The organism is Williamsia sp. Leaf354, from assembly GCF_001424365.1.
Lineage (GTDB): Bacteria > Actinomycetota > Actinomycetes > Mycobacteriales > Mycobacteriaceae > Williamsia_A.
The window spans coordinates 916664-934772 of record NZ_LMPL01000001.1; the positions used below are offsets into that span (position 1 = coordinate 916664).

The window sequence follows — 18109 nt, forward strand, 5'->3', positions numbered from 1 at the left end:
GAATACGCCACATCCCACCACAACGGCAGGACCATCTCATGGACAACGATCCCGAACTCGACATCGAACGTCATCGCACCATGTCGAGCACAACGGACGCTCGCGCCGCAACCACCTCACTCGTCGTCGGGTGGGATCACGAATCGGCGAGCGGGTCAGCGCTCACCTTCGCGGTCGATCTCGCGCGGCGCCTCGCCGCCCACCTACACGTCGTCCACATCGTCGACATCGACGACCTGCCGGTCGACCCGGATTCGGCGGACTGGGAGGACGAGATCCGACGCACCCTCGATTCTCAAGCCCACGACGCGGTGGCGGCACTCCGCGACGTCGACGCCGGCTGGACGTATCACTGCGCGCACGGAGACCCCGCGCGTCTTCTCCTCTCCGTCGCCCACGACTACGACTCCCTGATGGTTGTCGTCGGATCACCGCACAGCGGTCTACGGTCCTTCCTCGAATCTCTCGGTGAACCGTCGGTGGCACACGGATTGATCGGACGACACGACCTGCCGATACTCGTCGTACCGCGCGACACCGACGAGGCCCACCGATGAGCCGGATCATTCTCGTCCGGCACGGTCGCACCGTGCTCAATGCCGAGGACCGGCTTCGAGGTCTCGCCGATCCCGAACTCGACAGCATCGGTATCGATCAGGCCAAGGCGGTGGCAGCCGACATCGCTCACCTGGACCCTCACGTGGTGTGGTCGAGTCCGTTGAAGCGAGCGGTGCGCACAGCCACGATCATCGCCGACGCCGCCGCCATCACCCATCACGTCGACGCTCGGCTCAACGATCGTGATTACGGCGAATGGACCGGTGAGCTGCGCAGTGAGGTGATCAGACTGTTCGGACGCGTTGACGCCGCCCCCGGAGTCGAGCCGCAATCCGATGTGTTCGAGCGCGTCTGGCCCGCCGTCGTCGACGCAGCGCAGACCGCGACCAGCGGACCGGTGGTCCTCGTCAGTCATGACGCCGTGTTGCGACCCATCCTGGAGTCGATCATGGGAGGCACGATCGACGAGACCATCGCCCCCGGGTCATGCCACCTCATCTCCGAGGATGGCAATCGGTGGTCGGTGCAAGCGATGAATTGGAAGGTCGGTTCCTAGACCTGCTCTGATGGTGGGGGCTTCATGGTTTCGCCGCCGTGCACGGTGGGCGAGGAGTTGTGGCCGAAGCGATAGAGCAGCGGCTCACCCGTTCCCAGACGGCGCGCCGCCAATTCCGACTGCGACAGATGCTCGATGACCACCAGGAGCGCCCGCAGTGAATTTCCGTGCGCCACGACGAGCACCGTTGCGCCCGCCCCCAGTTCACTCGACAACGTCTCCTGCCAGAATCTGGATACCCGGAGAACAACGTCACCGAGGGACTCCGTCAGGATCCCGGTCAGCGACAGGCGGCTCGATGGCCACCTCGAATCCCTCAGTCGTGCCAGATCGTTGCCGGACAGCGGTGGTGGGGGCACGATGAGTGAATTTCGCGCTTCGTCGAAGAACTCGGGGCCGACAGCACCTAGAACCTCGCTTTTGTCGCGCCCGGTGAACGCCCCGTAGTGCCGCTCATCCAGCGACCGATGCGCGGTGATGCGCGCATCGAGTGATCGAGGCAGCGCCTCGCAGATCAGGCGCGCAGACTCTTGCGATCGCGAGAGGGTCGATGTGTGGATGATGTCTGGGATGCAGTCGGTCTCGGCCAAGGTCCGCCCGACACGGCCGGCCTCAGAACGACCCCGCAACGTCAGCTCGACATCGAGCCACCCGGTGAACACCCTCGCCGCGTTGGTGACGCTCTCACCGTGGCGCACGATCACCAAGCGGCCTTCGGTCACCGATCAACCCGCAGTGCGGCGAGACCAGCGGCTCGGATCGTCTCTGGGTCGGCCACGAAGATGTCGTCGCCCACCAACTGGACCACGTCACCCAGCTCTCGGATCAGCAGCTGCCACCCCTCGTCGTCACCTTCGGCGCACCCGTCTTCCAAGAACCACACCGGGAACTCGTCGATGAGACCGCGATAGAACTCAACCAGTGTCGACGGACTCATCTCCTTCCCGTCCAGCGAATACGAGGATCCGTCGAAGAACCCGTTCGCAGTCCGCTCGTCAAACCAACCCGGCGCAGTTCGGACCGCAGTGACGCATACACCTCGGCTCCCCACCGCAACGCCTCGGCGTGACACGGTGCGCCGATGGGAGCGATCATGAACTCCTGAAGATCGAGTGCGTTGGCCGCGTGCGCGCCGCCATCGAGAAGATTGAAATGCGGAACTGCTGGTCGCAGTGCGGTTCTCGTCGATGACGAGAGATAGCGGTAGAGCGGCTCGCTCCTGTCGTGGGCGAATGCGCGGGCCGCGGCCCTCGACACTCCGACGATCGCGTTCGCCCCGAGCCGGGATTTTTCCGTCGTGCCGTCCAGCGACCGCAACGCGTCGTCCAGACCGGCGAGGCGTGTCCACGCCTGTGCTGTGACCAGCTCGGCGATCTCGTCGTTCACGTGCTCGGCTGCAGTCGTGAACCAGGCAGATCGACGCCCCCGCTTCGGTACTCGTACTCGAAGCTTGTCGCCCGGTGAGATCGCTTCTCGCCCGATCGTCGTAATCGACCGGCAGTGTGCGGCCGACGACATAGCCGAGCCATTCGACAAGGCCGGGGCGGACCGATTGTGCGCTCATGTTCTCGACTCCATCGTTCGGAGAATGCTCCGTGAACAAAGGATGCGCTCACGGCCGGACACCGGAAACAGAGGAGTCGTTGTGGCGCGACAAGCGTTGGTTGTATCGAACATGGCGTCGGCCGGGTGTCCGCTGTCGACGATTCGGTGAACGTCTACCCGCGGACCTCACGCAGGATCAGGTCGAGCACCGCGATCGCACCGGGTTTGTCGAGCGGCTCGTTTCCGTTGCCGCACTTGGGTGATTGCACACACGACGGGCATCCGCTTTCACAGCGGCAGTCGGTGACCGCGTCGCGGGTGGCGCGGATCCAGGTGGCGAAGGCGGTGAACCCGCGTTCGGCGAAGCCCGCGCCTCCGGGGTAGCCGTCGTAGACGAAGACCGTCGGCAGGCCGGTGTCGGGGTGGATGTTGGTCGACAGGCCACCGATGTCCCACCGGTCACACGTGGCGATCAGCGGCAACAGTCCGATCGCGGCGTGCTCGGCGGCGTGCAGGGCGCCGGGGAAGCGGTCGACGGGGACGCCGACGGCCTCGAGCGCCTCGGGCTCGAGGGTGTACATCACCGATCGGGTGCTCAGGGTCTGCGGCGGCATGTCGAGTTCGATGACGTCGAGCACCTCACCGGTGTGCAGCGTGCGCATGTACCCGACGACCTGATGGGTCACGTCGACGTCGACGAGTGCCACCGTGAGCGGTCCCGACCGCCACGACCGGGTGGTGCCGGTGATGTCCATCGCGGTGGTCTGCCGCGCCGAGGTGGACCACTCGGGGTCCTCGGGGTGGGTCAGCGCGAGACCGTCCTCCAGATCGAGTTCGTCGACCACGAACGACCGCCCCTGGTGCAGGTGCACCGCGCCGGGGTGCACTGTCGACATCGCGCGGCCGGTGTCGACGGTGCCGAGCAGCTGCGAGGTGGTGGCGTCGACGATCATCACCTGTCCGCCGATGCCGCCGCGGATGTCGATGTCGCCGTGCGGGAACAGCCCGGCCGCGGGGTACCAGCCCGCCGGTCGCCTGCGCAGCAGGCCGCGGGCGGTGAGGTCGGCGACGACGTCGGCGGCGTCGAAGGCCGCCACGTCGGCCTCGCTCAGCGGCAGTTCGGTGGCCGCACACAGCAGGTGCGGGCCGAGGACGTACGGGTTGGTGGGGTCGGTGACGCTCACCTCCACCGGACGCTCGAGGAGCGCCTCGGGGTGGTGCACGAGGTAGGTGTCGAGCGGGTCGTCGCGCGCCACCATCACCACCAGCGATCCCTCGCCGCGTCGCCCGGCGCGTCCGGCCTGCTGCCAGAACGACGCGACCGTGCCGGGGTAGCCGGCCACGATCACCGCGTCGAGTCCGGCGATGTCGACCCCGAGTTCGAGGGCGTTGGTGGTCGCGACGCCGAGCAGCGTCCCGTCGGACAGGGCGGCCTCGAGTTCGCGGCGGTCGTCGGCGAGATACCCGGCGCGGTAGGCGGCCACCCGATCGGCGAGTTCGGGGTCGGCGGCGGCGAGGATCTGTCGTGTCGAGAGCGCGGTGATCTCGGCACCGCGGCGGCTGCGGACGAAGCACAGCGTGCGCGCCCCCTCGATCACGAGATCGGCCATGATCCGCGCGGCCTCGGCGCCGGCGGCGCGGCGCACGGGGGCGCCGTGCTCGCCGGTGGCGCCGGGGGTGAACGTGGGCTCCCACAGCGCGACCGTGCGCTCGCCGTGCGGCGACCCGTCGTCGGTCACCTCCGCACAGTCCTCGCCGATGAGTCGGCGCAGTGCGTGACCGGGTTCGCCTGCGGTCGCACTGGCCGCGATCACCGTCGGGTTCGCGCCCGCGGCGCGGGCGAGTCGTAGGGTCCGCTGGATCACGAGCGCGGTGTGTGACCCGAAAACGCCGCGGTAGTGGTGACATTCGTCGATCACGAGGTACCGCAGGTTGCGGAAGAAGTGCCGCCACCGGCCCGGTGACCCGAGGAAACCGATGTGCAGCATGTCGGGGTTGGTGAAGATCCACCGCGAGTGTTCCCGCGCCCACTGGCGCACGTCGGGCTCGGTGTCGCCGTCGTATGCGCACGGTGCGATGTGTGCGAACTCGCGACGCCCGGCGGTCAACGCGGTGAGCGCGCGGATCTGATCGGCGCCCAATGCCTTTGTGGGAGCGATGTACAGGGCCGTGGCATGCGGTGCGACGCCCGAGGTCATGTCGGACAGGATCGGCAGCTGGTAGGCCATCGACTTGCCCGACGCCGTTCCGGTCGACACGACGACGTGGGTGCCGTCGTGGGCGTGCTGCGCGGCGGTCACCTGATGGGTCCACGGGCGGCGGACGCCGATGTCGGCGTAGGCCGCGCGCACCGGCTCGGAGACCCAGTCCGGCCACTGGGCGAACTGTGCTGTCTGCGAACGCATCACGGTCTTGTATGTGACAGGTGACAAATCCGGGTCGACGCCGGCCAGGGAGCGGTGCAGCAAGTGCTCACCGAACGATTCGGCGCCGTGTGAGCCGGTCATTCGCGCGCCCGCAGGGTCGTCGCGGCGTTACCGACAGATGTCGCCGACCTGAAATCTGACGATGTTTTGTTCAGTTTGGTTTCCTGACTGTCGGGGGCGACATGTTCATGATTGACTGTCGTCGGTCGCAGCTTTCGGGGGCTTCTGCAAGGGTCGACACGGCACGGATGGTCTGCCCCCCGAGAACGTGTTGCGGGCGTAATACCCAAGGTTAGTGCGCGGCTGGTCCGCAAACGTCGCCAGTCGGTATGGCGGTCGGAACGGGCCCGTCGCGGTGACACATCGTGACGTATCCGGTGAGTCAGTAAAGGAATGCAAGAAATGGCACAGGGAACTGTGAAGTGGTTCAACGCGGAAAAGGGCTTCGGCTTCATCGCGCCTGATGATGGACCGGACGACGTGTTTGTCCACTACTCCGAGATCCAGGGATCCGGTTTCCGCACCCTCGAGGAGAACCAGCGCGTCGAGTTCGAGGTCGGTCAGGGAACCAAGGGCCCGCAGGCCACCGGCGTCCGCGCGGTCTGAGCTCGCACACTCTCGACTCCGCCCCCGGCGTCCGCACACAGCGGCGCGTCGGGGGCGTTGTGCGTCCGGGGGCCCCGAGCCGTCCGATCGCCGCGCACGGGCTGGTGTTGTGTGTCCCAGTCGACCATTCGTTCGAGTAGAGTTCCCGACCGTGGGCCAACTGTCCTTCTTCTCGGCCGAAACCGACGAGCCCTCACTGGAGGATCTGTCGGGATTGTTTGCCGCGCATGGGCAGTCGTCGTTCTCCCCGGCCGGCAGTCGGGTCTCCATCGTCGTCGACGCGCAGTGGCGCGCCGACGCGCTGGTCGAGGACATCGAACTGTGCGGAGTGCGGGCGCACCCGGCGGTCTCCGACGAGGGCTCGCCGATGGCGCGCACCGAGACCTCCAAGTCGCTCGACGCCCTCACCCGCTCGTGGGTGAAGGGCGCGGTGAAGACGATGCCGGCCGATTGGGTGCCCAGTCCGCGCGCGCTGCGGCTGTGGGCGATCGCCGCGGGGCGTCGTGAGGAGGATCGCTACCTGCTCGGCCTCGACCCGCACGCACCCGAGACGCACTCGCCCCTGGCGACCGCACTGATGCGCGCTGGGATCGCACCCACCCTCGTCGGCACCCGCGGTCATTCGCCGGCCCTGCGGATCGCCGGACGGCGGCGGTTGTCGCGTCTGCTGGAGAACATCGGCGCACCGCCCGGGCACCTCGATGCCGTCGGATTCTGGCCCACGGTGTGACACATTCATTTGTCAGATCGATCACCCCGCTGACCTGCCTGTTCTCCCACCTCGCAGCGCCCTGGCGCGGGGTGTCCGGCGCCGCGGAAACCTTTGTGCTCTCAGCGGCGTTGTGTCAATAGGCTGTTATATGGGGTAGAACAAGCCAGATGTGTCGGCTGCGCGGACCGTCTCCGATGCCGTCAGAACACATATAGAAGGCCTTACCCAACAGGCCGGTAGAAAGGTGCAGGCACAGACAGTGGCTGATAGCGACACCGCGTCCACCCGCTCCGGTGGCAATGTGCGCCGCCTCGTGATCGTCGAGTCGCCCACCAAAGCCCGCAAGATCGCCGGATACCTGGGATCGAACTACGTCGTCGAGTCGTCCCGTGGACACATCCGGGACCTCCCGCGCGGCGCGGCCGACGTGCCCGCCAAATACAAGGGACAGCCCTGGGCCCGTCTGGGGGTTAACGTCGAGCAGGACTTCGAACCGCTCTACGTGGTGTCGCCGGACAAGAAGTCCACGGTCACCGAACTCAAGCAACTGCTCAAGGGTGTCGACGAGCTCTACCTCGCCACCGATGGTGACCGCGAGGGCGAGGCCATCGCGTGGCACCTGCTCGAGACGCTGCGCCCCAGCGTCCCGGTGAAGCGCATGGTGTTCCACGAGATCACCCAGTCGGCCATCCAGGCCGCCGCCGACACCCCGCGCGATCTCGACGTCGACCTCGTCGACGCCCAGGAGACCCGCCGCATCCTCGACCGCCTCTACGGGTACGAGGTGTCGCCGGTGCTGTGGAAGAAGGTCATGCCGAAGCTGTCGGCGGGCCGCGTGCAGTCGGTGGCCACCCGCATCATCGTCGAGCGCGAACGCGAGCGGATGGCGTTCATCTCCGCCTCCTACTGGGACATCGACGCCACGCTCGACGCCGGCGCCGACGTCTCGCCGCGCACGTTCAAGGCCAAGCTCGTCTCCGTCGGCGACGACCGCGTCGCCTCGGGCCGCGATTTCGACGCGGCCGGCCGGATGAAGAAGTCCGAGGGCGTGGTGGTGCTCGACGAGGCCCGCGCCAACGCGCTGGCCACCGGTCTGCAGGGTGCCGACCTCTCGGTGACCTCGGTCGAGGAGAAGCCGTACACGCGCCGCCCGTACGCGCCGTTCATGACCTCGACGCTGCAGCAGGAAGCCGGCCGCAAGCTGCGGTTCACCTCCGACCGGACCATGCGCATCGCGCAGCGTCTGTACGAGAACGGCTACATCACCTACATGCGTACCGACTCCACGACGCTGTCGGAGTCGGCCATCAACGCCGCCCGTGGGCAGGCCCGTGAGCTCTACGGCGCCGACTACGTGCACCCGACCCCGCGGCAGTACACCCGCAAGGTCAAGAACGCCCAGGAGGCCCACGAGGCCATCCGTCCGGCCGGCGAGACGTTCCGCACCCCTGGCCAGGTCGCCTCGGCCCTGCAGTCCGACGAGTTCCGGCTCTACGAGCTGATCTGGCAGCGCACCGTCGCCTCGCAGATGGCCGACGCGCGCGGCACCACGATGAGCCTGCGGATCAGCGGTACCGCCACATCCGGCGAGCGCGCGACGTTCGCCGCGTCGGGTCGCACCATCACCTTCCCCGGCTTCCTGTCGGCCTACGTCGAGACCGTCGACGAGCAGGCCGGCGGACAGGCCGACAACGAGGAGGTGCGGCTGCCGCTGCTGACCGAGGGGCAGCACCTCACCGCCGCCGAGCTCGAGGCGGCCGGCCACTCGACGAACCCGCCTGCGCGGTACACCGAGGCGTCGCTGGTGAAGACGCTCGAGGAACTCGGCATCGGCCGCCCCTCGACGTACGCGTCGATCATCGGCACCATCCAGGATCGCGGCTACGTCCACAAGAAGGGCAGCGCCCTCGTCCCGTCGTGGGTGGCGTTCGCCGTCGTGGGTCTGCTCGAGGCGTACTTCGGCAGCCTCGTCGACTACGACTTCACCGCCTCGCTCGAGGACGACCTCGACCAGATCGCCTCGGGTCGGGAGAACCGCACGCACTGGTTGTCGCGGTTCTACTTCGGCGCCGACGCGTCCGAGGACTCCGCCGACTCCGCGGCGAGCTCCGATGTCGCCGCCCACGGCGGGCTCAAGAAGCTCGTCGGCGTGAACCTCGAGGAGATCGACGCCCGGGAGATCAACTCCATCAAGCTCTTCGACGACGAGCAGGGCCGTCCGGTCGTCGTGCGCGTGGGTCGGTTCGGGCCGTATCTCGAGCGCAACGTCGCCGGCCCCGACGCCGAACCGGATCTGCAGCGGGCGAACCTGCCCGACGACATGACCCCCGACGAGCTGACCATCGAGGTCGCCGAGAAGTTGTTCAGCACCCCGCAGGAGGGGCGCACGCTCGGTGTCGACCCGGTCACCGGGCACGAGATCGTCGCCAAGGAAGGCCGTTTCGGCCCCTACGTCACCGAGGTCCTGCCCGATCCCGATGAGGGGTCCGATGGCGACAGCGGCGACGGTGGCAGTTCGGTTCCGGCGCTGACGGTTCCGCCCGGCCCCACCCCGCTCGACGGCGACGGCGCCGCTGCGTCCGCCGGATCCGGTGGCGGTACCGCGGTGGCCACCAAGGCCGGCGCGACCACGAAGACCGCGGCCAAGAAGGCGACCAAGAAGGTCGCCGCGAAGAAGGCCGGCCCGAAGCCGCGCACCGGATCGCTGTTCAAGTCGATGGAGATCGCGACGGTCACCCTCGACGACGCGCTCAAGTTGCTGTCGCTGCCGCGCGTGGTGGGTGCCGATCCCGAGAGCGGCGAGGAGATCACCGCCCAGAACGGTCGGTACGGCCCATACCTGAAGAAGGGCACCGATTCTCGCTCGCTGAGCGCCGAGGACCAGATCTTCGGCATCACCCTCGAGGAGGCTCTCAAGATCTACTCCGAGCCCAAGCGACGTGGTCGTGCCGCCGCGGCCCCGCCGCTGCGCGAACTGGGCAAGGACTCGGTCAGCGAACAGCCGATGGTGATCAAGGACGGTCGCTTCGGTCCGTACGTCACCGACGGTGAGACCAACGCCAGCCTCCGCAAGGACGACGACGTCGCCTCCATCACCGACGAACGCGCGATGGAACTGCTCGCCGACCGCCGCGCGCGGGGGCCGGTGAAGAAGAAGGCGAAGAAGGCCCCGGCGAAGAAGGCGACGGTCAAGAAGACGGCGGCGAAGAAGGCCCCGGCCAAGAAGGCGGTCGCGAAGAAGGCGCCGGCCAAGAAGACGGCCGCCAAGAAAGCGCCCGCGAAGAAGACCGCAGCGACGAAGACGGTGGCAACCGATGGAACCGGGTCCGACTCCGACGAGTGACCCTGTCGACCTCGACTCCCGGTGGTACCGCGCGATGTTCGAGGCCAGTACCGTGCCCATGGCGCTCGCTGACGAGGACGGTCTGTTGGTCGTCGCCAATTCCGCCTACTGCGCGATGGTGGGTCGATCGTGGGCCGAGATCGCGGGTCGCTCGTCCCGCGAGTTCACCCACGACGACGATCTCGGGCAGCACCGGGCGATGGACCGACTGATGGCCGACGCCGCCGAGCGCGGCGAGATCCTGCGGTTGGAGAAGCGCTACATCCACCCCGAAGGCACCGTGCGGTGGGGGTGGGTCTCGGCCAGTCCCGTCGACGGTCCCGGCGGCCGGAGATGGACCATGGCGGTCATCCACGACACGACCGATCGTCGGCGCACCGAGGACGATCTGCTGACCGCGGCGAGCACCGACCAGCTGACCGGGCTGCTCAACCGTCGCGGGTGGATGGCGCGCCTGGCGGAGTTCGAACACAGCGCGGCCCACATCGGCGGCGATCTCGTTCTCGCGATCATCGACCTCGACCGGTTCAAGGCCTACAACGACTCCCGGGGCCACGACGCCGGCGATCGGTTGCTGGCCGAGTTCGCGCGGGCCATGGTGGCGTCGGCGTGTGAGGCGGCGGTGCTCGCGCGGTGGGGCGGTGAGGAGTTCGCGCTCGCGCTGCCCGGTTCGGCGGCCGTCCACATCGACGGTGTGCTGCGCGGTCTGGCCCGCAGGGTCCCCGACGGCCAGACGTTCTGCGCCGGATACGCCACGGTGCACGCCCGCGAGTCGGTGGCCGAGTGTTTCACGCGGGCCGACGCACGTCTCTACGAGGCGAAACGGCAGGGTCGCGGACGAGTGTTCGGCGACTGACCGCCGCGTCGTTCAGACGCTGCTGCGGGATTCCTCGTCGTCGTCCTCGTCGACGTCCGTGGTGGTTTCCGGCCGCGCGTCGGCCGTGGTGGACGCGCTCGAGGGAGTCGTGTGGGATGCCCCGACCGCGGCGTCGACGACACCGTCGGTGTCGTTGTCGACCTCGTCGTCGTCGATCACCAGCGCGAACTTCGGCCGCGCGAGCTTGGTCTCGATGCCGCGACCCCGCAGCTCCACACCTTCGCCGATGTCCCAGCACTCGGCCTCGGCGTCCGACGCCAGGTACACCGCACGCGCCGACCCCAGGACCCGTGTCGGTTCGTCCTTGGCCATCTCGGTGAGCCGTGCGGCCTCGTTGACCGGGTCGCCGATCACGGTGTACTCGAGTCGTCGTTCGGATCCGATGTGGCCGGCGATCGCCTTGCCCGCCGAGACGCCGATGCCGACGTCGGTCTCGCCGAGGGTCCGCTCGAGCTCGATTCGCAGTTCGCGGGCCGCGGCGAGTGCCTGACCCGCGAAATCCTGGAGGTCCAGCGGCGCACCGAAGATCGCCAGGGCGGCATCACCCTGGAACTTGTTGATGAACCCGCCATGGCGACCGACGGTCTCGACGACCACCTGGAAGAAGTCGTTGAGCAGATCCACGACCTCACGGGGTGGGCGGGTCACCGCGAGCCGGGTCGATCCGACGATGTCGACGAACAACACCCCGACGTAGCGTTCCTCGCCGCCGAGTTCGGTTCCCGATTCGATGGCCCGTCGTGCGACGTCCTCGCCGACGTAGCGACCGAACAGGTTCCGCAGTTGCTGTCGTTCGCGGAGGTCGCCGACCATCTCGTTGAACCCGGCCTGCAGCAGACCCAGGTCGCTGCCGTCGTAGATGCGGACCGAGGTGTCGTAGTTGCCCTCGCTGACCAGGCGTTGAGCGTTGCGGAGTTGCTTGATGGGATCGGCGATGGCGCCCACGAGCCGCACCAGACCGATCAACCCGAAGATGACCGACGCGGCGGCCAGCCACAGCAGCGGTCGTTGCAGTCCCTCGGCGTCGGTGCGCACCAGCCCGAACTGCTGGCCCACGATGAGACCGACGATCGCCAACAGGGGCACCACCACGCTGACACTCCAGAACAGGGTGATGCGGACGGTCACGCTGGGCGCGACGGCGCTCGTCGGGTCGTTGGCCATCGCCGAGACGGTGATGGGACGCAACACCTTCTCCGACTGCATGTAGCCCAGTACGCAGGAGACGAACCCGCCGATCGCCGACGCGATCCACACCACCAGCGCCGTCGCACCCGAGGCGGGCAGGTTCAGCAGCGCGAACAGGATGCCACCGACGGTCCACAGCCCGAGGTTCACCGCGGTGAGCAGCACCGGCAGTCGCAGCGCGCGATTGCGGGCCATCTCGTTGTCGAGACGGGTGCGCCTGCGGTGCCAGATGAGCACCGGCAGCGTCAGCAGGATGCTGAGGTACCCCCCGACGAAGGTGGCGGCCACCAGGTACGCGACGAACACCGCCTGGTTCGAGGTGCTGATCTCCTGGATCCGCACCGTGTACTGGTACGGCATGCCGAACCGCAGGAAGGCGAAGGTGAACAGGGCGCCGATGATGTTCGCGCGGACGAGGTCGAGGGCCAGGATCGGCCACGGTGTGTGCGCCAGCCACCGCAACAGGTGCACACCCCGCTGCAGACGCGACTGTCTCTGGACCACGTGTTCACGGTAGCGGGCGCACAGGGCCCGTATCTGCCGTTGGTGACAGTGCCGACAGGCGGTGTCGGAGCGCGCGATTACGATCGCCCTCGTGACGTCGGTGTTCGATCGCCTGGTGGGCCAGCAGGCCGTGGTGGACGAGTTGTCGGCCGCCGCTCGGTCGGCGGTGGGCGCCTCGGCCGCTCTCGACGACACCGATGGCGGTGCCGAGTCGATGTTCGGCGACGCGGTGGCCGCACCCCGCAACTCCATGACCCACGCCTGGCTGTTCACGGGCCCGCCCGGCAGTGGCCGGTCGGTGGCCGCGCAATGCTTCGCCGCCGCCCTGCAGTGTGAGATCGCCACCGGCGCGCCCGGGAGCGAGGTCGGGTGCGGCCGCTGCCACGCCTGCGCGACCGTGATGGCCGGCACCCACGGTGACGTGCGCCGCATCGTCCCGGAGGGCCTCACGATCTCGGTGAAGCTGATCCGCGAGACGGTGCAGATCGCGTCGCGTCGTCCCGGGGTGGGGCGTTGGCAGATCGTCCTCATCGAGGACGCCGATCGACTCACCGAGCAGGCCGCGAACGCACTGCTCAAGGTCGTCGAGGAGCCGCCGTCGCGCACAGTGATCCTGCTGTGTGCGCCGTCGGTCGATCCCGAGGACATCTCGGTGACGCTGCGCTCGCGGTGCCGCCACGTCCCGCTGACCATGCCCGGCGTCGACTCGATCGCCGAGGTGCTCATCGGCGACGGCATCGACGCCGAGCGCGCGCGGTGGGCTGCATCGGTGAGCGGCGGCCACGTGGGTCGGGCACGGCGCCTGGCCACCGACGAATCGGCCCGCTCCGAACGCAACCAGGCGCTGGGTCTCGCGCGGGCGGCGACCAACGAGTCGACCGCCTACGGCGCGGCCGAGGCGCTGGTGAAGACCGCCGAGAACTCGGCGAAGGCCATCAGCGCCGTCCTCGACGAGGCCGAGACCGAGGAGATGCGCACCGCGCTGGGTGCGGGCGGCACCGGCAAGGGGGCCGGCGGCGCGATGCGCGGCACCGCGGGCTTCCTCAAAGACATGGAGCGGCAACAGAAGTCGCGTCGCACCCGTCTGCAGCGTGACGTGCTCGACCGAGCGCTCGTCGACCTGGCCGCGCTGTTCCGCGACGCCGTCGTCGCCTCCTACGCGGCTCCGGTCGCCGCGATGCATCCCGACCACTCCGAGCAGACCCTGCGGATGGCCGGTTTCGCCTCGCCCGAGAAGTTGCTCCGGTGTGTCGAGGCGGTGCTGGCGTGCCGCGAGGCCCTCGACGTGAACGTGAAACCGAAGTTCGCCGTCGACGCCATGGTCGCCGACGTCGCCACCGCTCTGCGTCGCTAGACCCGGGGCGGTCGACCCGGCGCGGTTTGTCCCCTGCCACGCACGCTCGATACACTCGGGAACGTTGCCCTCGGGCGGCACGCCGCCTTAGCTCAGTCGGTAGAGCGCTTCACTCGTAATGAAAAGGTCGCGAGTTCGATTCTCGCAGGCGGCTCCATCTGTTCGGCGTCACAGCGACGCCGTCACCCGCACGGGTGACCCTCCGACATCGACGGTCGGCGCCCCCCGAATCGCTATCGTCGTCGGTGTATCGGCATTCGATCATCGGGGGAGCGATGCGGCACGACGAGTACGTCGAACACGACGCGGTGGGCCTGGCCGACCTCGTGGCCCGTGGTGAGGTGACTGCGGCAGAGCTGCTCGAGGCGGCCGTCGCGCGAGCCGACGCCGTGGAGCCCTCGCTGAATTCCATCACCGTCCGCCAGGACGATGCCGCGCGTGATCGCGCGTCGGGTGCCCTGGCCGGACCGCTGGCCGGGGTGCCGTTCCTGGTCAAGGACCTGTACCAGTCGCAGCGTGGTGTGGTGAGCAACAACGGATCTCGTTCGTGCGCGAACGCCGTCGCCGCCGAGGACGACACCGTGGTCACACGCTGGCTCGACGCCGGGTTGGTCATCTTCGGCCGCACCAACACCCCGGAGTTCGGCGCCAAGGGGACCACCGAGCCCGAGGCGTTCGGCGCCACCCATAATCCGTGGGATCTGGCCCACACACCGGGCGGCTCGTCGGGTGGTTCGGCGGCGGCGGTGGCCGCGGGGATCGTCCCGGCCGCGGGTGCCAGTGACGGCGGCGGCTCGATCCGCATCCCGGCCGCCTGCTGCGGGCTGTTCGGACTCAAGCCCGGACGCGGGGTCGTGCCCTCGGGTCCCGGCCGCAGCGAGTCCCTGTACGGCTCGGCGGTGGACGGCGTGGTCACCCGGACGGTCCGCGACAGCGCCGCGATGCTCGACGTGATGCGCGGGACCGACCCCGCGGCCCCGCCGTATGTCTTCGCCGAACCGGACGCCACCTACCTCGACGCGGTGTCGCGCGCACCGCGACCGCTGCGCATCGGCGTACAGCGACTCTCCGCGCTCAACGACACACCCGATCCGGCGGTGCTCGATGCGCTGTCGGCGACCTGCGATCTGCTCACCGACCTCGGCCACGTCGTGGAGGAGGCACGCCCGGCCATCGACGAGCAGCAGCTCGCCGACGACTTCCTGCTGCCGTGGTTCGTGCACGTCGCGTCCGCGGTCGACGACCTGCGCGCCGACGGTGCCGGCACCTCCGACTTCGAGCTCGACACCCTCGTGATGGCCGCGATCGGCCGTACCACCAGCGGTGTCGAACTCGAGGCGGCACACGGACGAGGGCACACCCACGTCCGCGCGGTGAGTGCGTTCCACCAGCGGTATGACCTGCTGATGACACCCACCGTCGCGCGGACCGCGCCCCGTCTCGGTGACTACGCGACGTCGTCGATCGAGCGACTCGCGGCGCGGACGGTGCTCACGGCTCGACTCGGTCGGTTCCTCGACGCGACCGGGACGGTCACCGCGGCGATCCTCCGCAATCTGTCGTGGGTGCCCTACACGCAGCTCGCCAACCTCACTGGTCGACCGGCGGCGAGCATCCCGCTGCACCAGGCGGCGAACGGTCTGCCCATCGGCATCCAGTTCGTCGCCCCACCCGGCGGCGAGGGACTGCTGTTCTCGCTGGCCGGACAGCTCGAGCAGGCGTTGCCATGGCGCGATCGCCGTCCCGCTTTGTAGGCTCGATCCGGTCGAGAGCTTGAGATCCGCGAGGAGAGGAGACGCTCATGAACACCTTCCAGAAATCGGCTGCGGTGTGGAACTCGTTCTTCACGCGTCTCATGCGGGTTCCCTTGCTGGACAAGGTGATCGGCAAGTCGACGGCGATCATCACCTATACGGGCCGGAAGTCGGGCAAGACGATCAGCCTGCCGGTGAGCTTCTCGCGATCGGGCGAGACGCTGACGGTGCGGGTGATGATGCCGGACAAGAAGAACTGGTGGCGCAACTTCACCGGGACCGGTGATCGCGTCACCGTCGACATCGCCGGCGTCGAACGCGCCGGCCACGCGGTCACCTCACGGAGCGACTCCGGCGCGGTGTCGGTGCGCATCGACCTCGAACCGTCCGCGCGCTGAGGCGGGGCCGTCGGCGCCGCGGCCACTGCTAGGTTTACTTGCATATAGTTTGCCGCGCTCGCCGACCGAGGACCTCCCATGACCGCACCCATCCCCACCGACGCGGGGTCCTCGCGTCGGTCCCTCGTCGTGTCGGCCCTGGGCACCCTGCTGGTGTTGGTCGCGTTCACCGCACCGCTGTCGACGCTGAACGTGACCGCCGCATCGCTGGGCGCCGACGTGAGCGGCAAGACCTGGATCCTGAGCTCGATGAGCATCGGCCTGGCCGCGGCCCTGCTGTCGGCGGGGACCATCGCCGACGACTTCGGTCGTCGCCGTACCCTCACCCTCGGTCTCGTCCTCATGGCCGTCGGATCCGTTGTGGGCGTGCTGGTCCCGGATGTCCTCGTGTTCGTGCTGGCCCGCGTGGTCGTCGGGGTCGGTGGAGCCGCGGTGATCGCGTCGAGCCTGGGCATCATCGCCCACACCTTCGCGCCCGGTCCGGCGCGGGCGGCGGCGAGCGGTGTCTGGGGAGCGAGCGTGGGCGCGGGTATCGCGATCGGGCCGCTGCTCTCGGCGCTGCTGGAGAAGGCGCACAGTTGGCACGACGCCTACTGGGTCCTCGCCGCAGCCGCGCTGATCCTGGCCGGGGTCGCCGAACGGGTGGTGCCCGAATCGCGTTCGGACACACCGCGAGGTCTCGACCTGCCGGGCGCCCTGCTGTTCGCCGGCGGGATCGCGACGCTGCTGGCCGGCCTCGTCGAGGGACGGCAGGGGTGGGGACAGCCGGTGGTGATCGTGCTGTTCGTCGCGTCGGCGGTGCTGCTCACGCTGTTCGTGATCGTCGAACACCGCAGCGCGACATCGATGCTCGACCTGTCGCTGCTGCGATCCCCGGCCTTCGGGGCCGCGACCCTTGCTGCCGTGGCGATCGGTGCCGGTGCGATCGCGCTCATGTCCTACATGTCGGGGTTCCTCGGTGCGGCGCTCGGGGTCTCGGCTCTCGGCGCCGCGCTGCTGCTGTTCGCGTGGTCGGGCACATCCGTCGTCGCCGCGCTGTTGGCCCGCCGCATCCCCGCCCGGATATCGGGACGGGTCCAGCTCGGCGTCGGGTTGCTCGGTGTCGCCATCGGTCTCGCCGGTCTGACCGGGATCGGCGAGGGCTCGGGATGGCCGCGATTCCTCCCGGGGTTGCTGTTCGCGGGGATCGCGACCGGCGTGGTGAACGCCAACCTGGGTAAGGAGGCCGTGGCGAGTGTCCCGGCCGGACGCGGCGGGATGGGCAGTGGGGCCAACAACACCGCCCGCTACGTGGGGTCGGCGATCGGCGTGACGATCGTGTCGGTGATCGCCACCCACCCGGGACCCGGATCGGTCACCGCCGATCTCGTCCACGGCTGGAACACCGCATCGGTGGTGACGGCGGTCATCTCGGCCGTGGGGGGTCTGGTGGTGCTGTGCCTCCACGTGCGGGCCACTAAGCTCTCGACCAACGCCCTCGCGGGCCCGACAGTGCAGGTGGCCGACAAGCTGTGAGCGTTCTCGTGTGTTTCCACGCCCATCCCGACGACGAGGTGTTCAGCACCGGCGGCACGATGCGCCGAGCCTCCGACGACGGTCACCGTGTGGTGCTGGTGACGGCCACCGACGGGGCGCGGGGCGAGTTCCCGCCGGACCTGTTGGCCGAGGGCGAGTCGTTGCTCGAGCGACGTCGTGTCGAATTGCAGCGCTCGGCCGAGATCCTGGGCGTGCACCGACTCGTGATGTTCGACTACCCCGACTCGGGGATGGCCGGTACCGATGACAACGCCAACCCCGACGCGTTCACGAACGTCGACGTCGAGACCGCGGCACAGCGCCTCGCCGACATCCTCGTGGAGGAGAAGGCCGACGTGGTCACCTTTTACGACAGCAACGGCGGGTACGGGCACCCCGATCACATCGCGGTCCACCACGTGGGTCGGCGCGCCGCCGAGATCGCCGGTACACCACACAGTTTCGAGAACGTGGCGAACCGCGACCGTATGCGCGAGATGATGAAGATCAATCCGCGGTGGTCGGAGGAGGAGTCCCCGGTCGACATCGAGACGTTCGGCGTCCCGGCCGCCGAGATCACCGTCGAGGTCGACGTGAGCGACCTCATCGAGATCAAGCGCGCCGCGATGGTCGCCCACGCCACCCAGATCGGCGACTTCGGGCCGTTCCTGGAGATGCCGGTCGAGATCTTGACCGCGGCGTTCGGGCTCGAGTCGTTCCGGCGTGCCGATCTCGTGCTCGAGCCGATGCGCAACCGTCTGCCGCTGTAGCCG

General features: G+C 68.6%; 16 protein-coding genes and 1 tRNA gene. 12 read left to right on the forward strand and 5 right to left on the reverse strand.

All coding sequences use genetic code 11. From position 1 onward, the window contains the following. Positions 1-38: 38 nt before the first annotated feature. The gene (locus ASG12_RS04430) at positions 39-557 is read left to right on the forward strand and encodes a universal stress protein (RefSeq protein WP_055785640.1); all 519 of its coding nucleotides are present in this window, start codon (positions 39-41) and stop codon (positions 555-557) included. After that, positions 554-1114: a histidine phosphatase family protein gene (locus ASG12_RS04435; protein WP_055785642.1), complete on the forward strand. Its 561-nt coding sequence runs from the start codon at positions 554-556 to the stop codon at positions 1112-1114. The genes ASG12_RS04430 and ASG12_RS04435 overlap by 4 nt, the downstream gene beginning before the upstream one ends. Here ASG12_RS04435 and ASG12_RS04440 read toward each other — a convergent pair. The 4 genes from ASG12_RS04440 to ASG12_RS04455 all read right to left on the reverse strand — a co-directional run bounded on the left by ASG12_RS04440 (position 1111) and on the right by ASG12_RS04455 (position 5166). Then, positions 1111-1836, reverse strand: a complete 726-nt coding sequence (locus ASG12_RS04440) for a 2,3-bisphosphoglycerate-dependent phosphoglycerate mutase (RefSeq protein WP_055785646.1) — start codon at positions 1834-1836, stop codon at positions 1111-1113. The genes ASG12_RS04435 and ASG12_RS04440 overlap by 4 nt on opposite strands. Then, entirely contained in the window at positions 1833-2051 is a 219-nt protein-coding gene (locus ASG12_RS04445) for a hypothetical protein (protein ID WP_055785649.1), read from the reverse strand. The genes ASG12_RS04440 and ASG12_RS04445 overlap by 4 nt, the downstream gene beginning before the upstream one ends. Further along, complete coding sequence (locus ASG12_RS04450) at positions 2048-2632, reverse strand: hypothetical protein (protein ID WP_082501632.1); 585 nt, start codon at positions 2630-2632, stop codon at positions 2048-2050. Before ASG12_RS04450 ends, ASG12_RS04445 begins: the two co-directional genes overlap by 4 nt. Before the next feature lie 200 nt (positions 2633-2832). Then, the gene (locus ASG12_RS04455) at positions 2833-5166 is read right to left on the reverse strand and encodes a DEAD/DEAH box helicase (RefSeq protein WP_055785655.1); all 2334 of its coding nucleotides are present in this window, start codon (positions 5164-5166) and stop codon (positions 2833-2835) included. A gap of 321 nt (positions 5167-5487) precedes the next feature. Here ASG12_RS04455 and ASG12_RS04460 point away from each other — a divergent pair, with 321 nt between their 5' ends. The 4 genes from ASG12_RS04460 to ASG12_RS04475 all read left to right on the forward strand — a co-directional run bounded on the left by ASG12_RS04460 (position 5488) and on the right by ASG12_RS04475 (position 10602). Beyond that, positions 5488-5691: a cold-shock protein gene (locus ASG12_RS04460; RefSeq protein ID WP_045821523.1), complete on the forward strand. Its 204-nt coding sequence runs from the start codon at positions 5488-5490 to the stop codon at positions 5689-5691. Positions 5692-5842: 151 nt separating this feature from the next. Then, on the forward strand, positions 5843-6421 hold the full coding sequence (locus ASG12_RS04465; protein ID WP_045821524.1) for a hypothetical protein: 579 nt from the start codon (positions 5843-5845) through the stop codon (positions 6419-6421). Positions 6422-6662: 241 nt separating this feature from the next. Beyond that, positions 6663-9746 carry a type I DNA topoisomerase gene (gene topA / locus ASG12_RS04470; protein WP_055785656.1) on the forward strand — a complete coding sequence of 1028 codons (3084 nt, stop codon included), beginning with the start codon at positions 6663-6665 and terminating at the stop codon, positions 9744-9746. Next, a complete protein-coding gene (locus ASG12_RS04475) occupies positions 9718-10602 on the forward strand; it encodes a GGDEF domain-containing protein (protein WP_055785659.1) in 885 nt (294 codons plus the stop codon). Before topA ends, ASG12_RS04475 begins: the two co-directional genes overlap by 29 nt. Before the next feature lie 12 nt (positions 10603-10614). Here ASG12_RS04475 and ASG12_RS04480 read toward each other — a convergent pair whose 3' ends face one another. Further along, the gene (locus ASG12_RS04480) at positions 10615-12315 is read right to left on the reverse strand and encodes an adenylate/guanylate cyclase domain-containing protein (protein WP_235456039.1); all 1701 of its coding nucleotides are present in this window, start codon (positions 12313-12315) and stop codon (positions 10615-10617) included. 91 nt (positions 12316-12406) lie between these two features. Here ASG12_RS04480 and ASG12_RS04485 point away from each other — a divergent pair, with 91 nt between their 5' ends. The 6 genes from ASG12_RS04485 to ASG12_RS04510 all read left to right on the forward strand — a co-directional run bounded on the left by ASG12_RS04485 (position 12407) and on the right by ASG12_RS04510 (position 18106). After that, entirely contained in the window at positions 12407-13669 is a 1263-nt protein-coding gene (locus ASG12_RS04485; protein WP_055785662.1) for a DNA polymerase III subunit delta', read from the forward strand. 81 nt (positions 13670-13750) lie between these two features. Further along, positions 13751-13826 (forward strand) — tRNA-Thr (locus ASG12_RS04490). 118 nt (positions 13827-13944) lie between these two features. Next, entirely contained in the window at positions 13945-15423 is a 1479-nt protein-coding gene (locus ASG12_RS04495) for an amidase (protein ID WP_055787650.1), read from the forward strand. A gap of 47 nt (positions 15424-15470) precedes the next feature. Next, positions 15471-15821, forward strand: a complete 351-nt coding sequence (locus ASG12_RS04500) for a hypothetical protein (RefSeq protein WP_055785664.1) — start codon at positions 15471-15473, stop codon at positions 15819-15821. Positions 15822-15899: 78 nt separating this feature from the next. After that, the gene (locus tag ASG12_RS04505; RefSeq protein WP_055785666.1) at positions 15900-17336 is read left to right on the forward strand and encodes an MFS transporter; all 1437 of its coding nucleotides are present in this window, start codon (positions 15900-15902) and stop codon (positions 17334-17336) included. Continuing rightward, complete coding sequence (locus ASG12_RS04510; RefSeq protein WP_055785669.1) at positions 17333-18106, forward strand: PIG-L family deacetylase; 774 nt, start codon at positions 17333-17335, stop codon at positions 18104-18106. The genes ASG12_RS04505 and ASG12_RS04510 overlap by 4 nt, the downstream gene beginning before the upstream one ends. Positions 18107-18109: the final 3 nt, after the last annotated feature.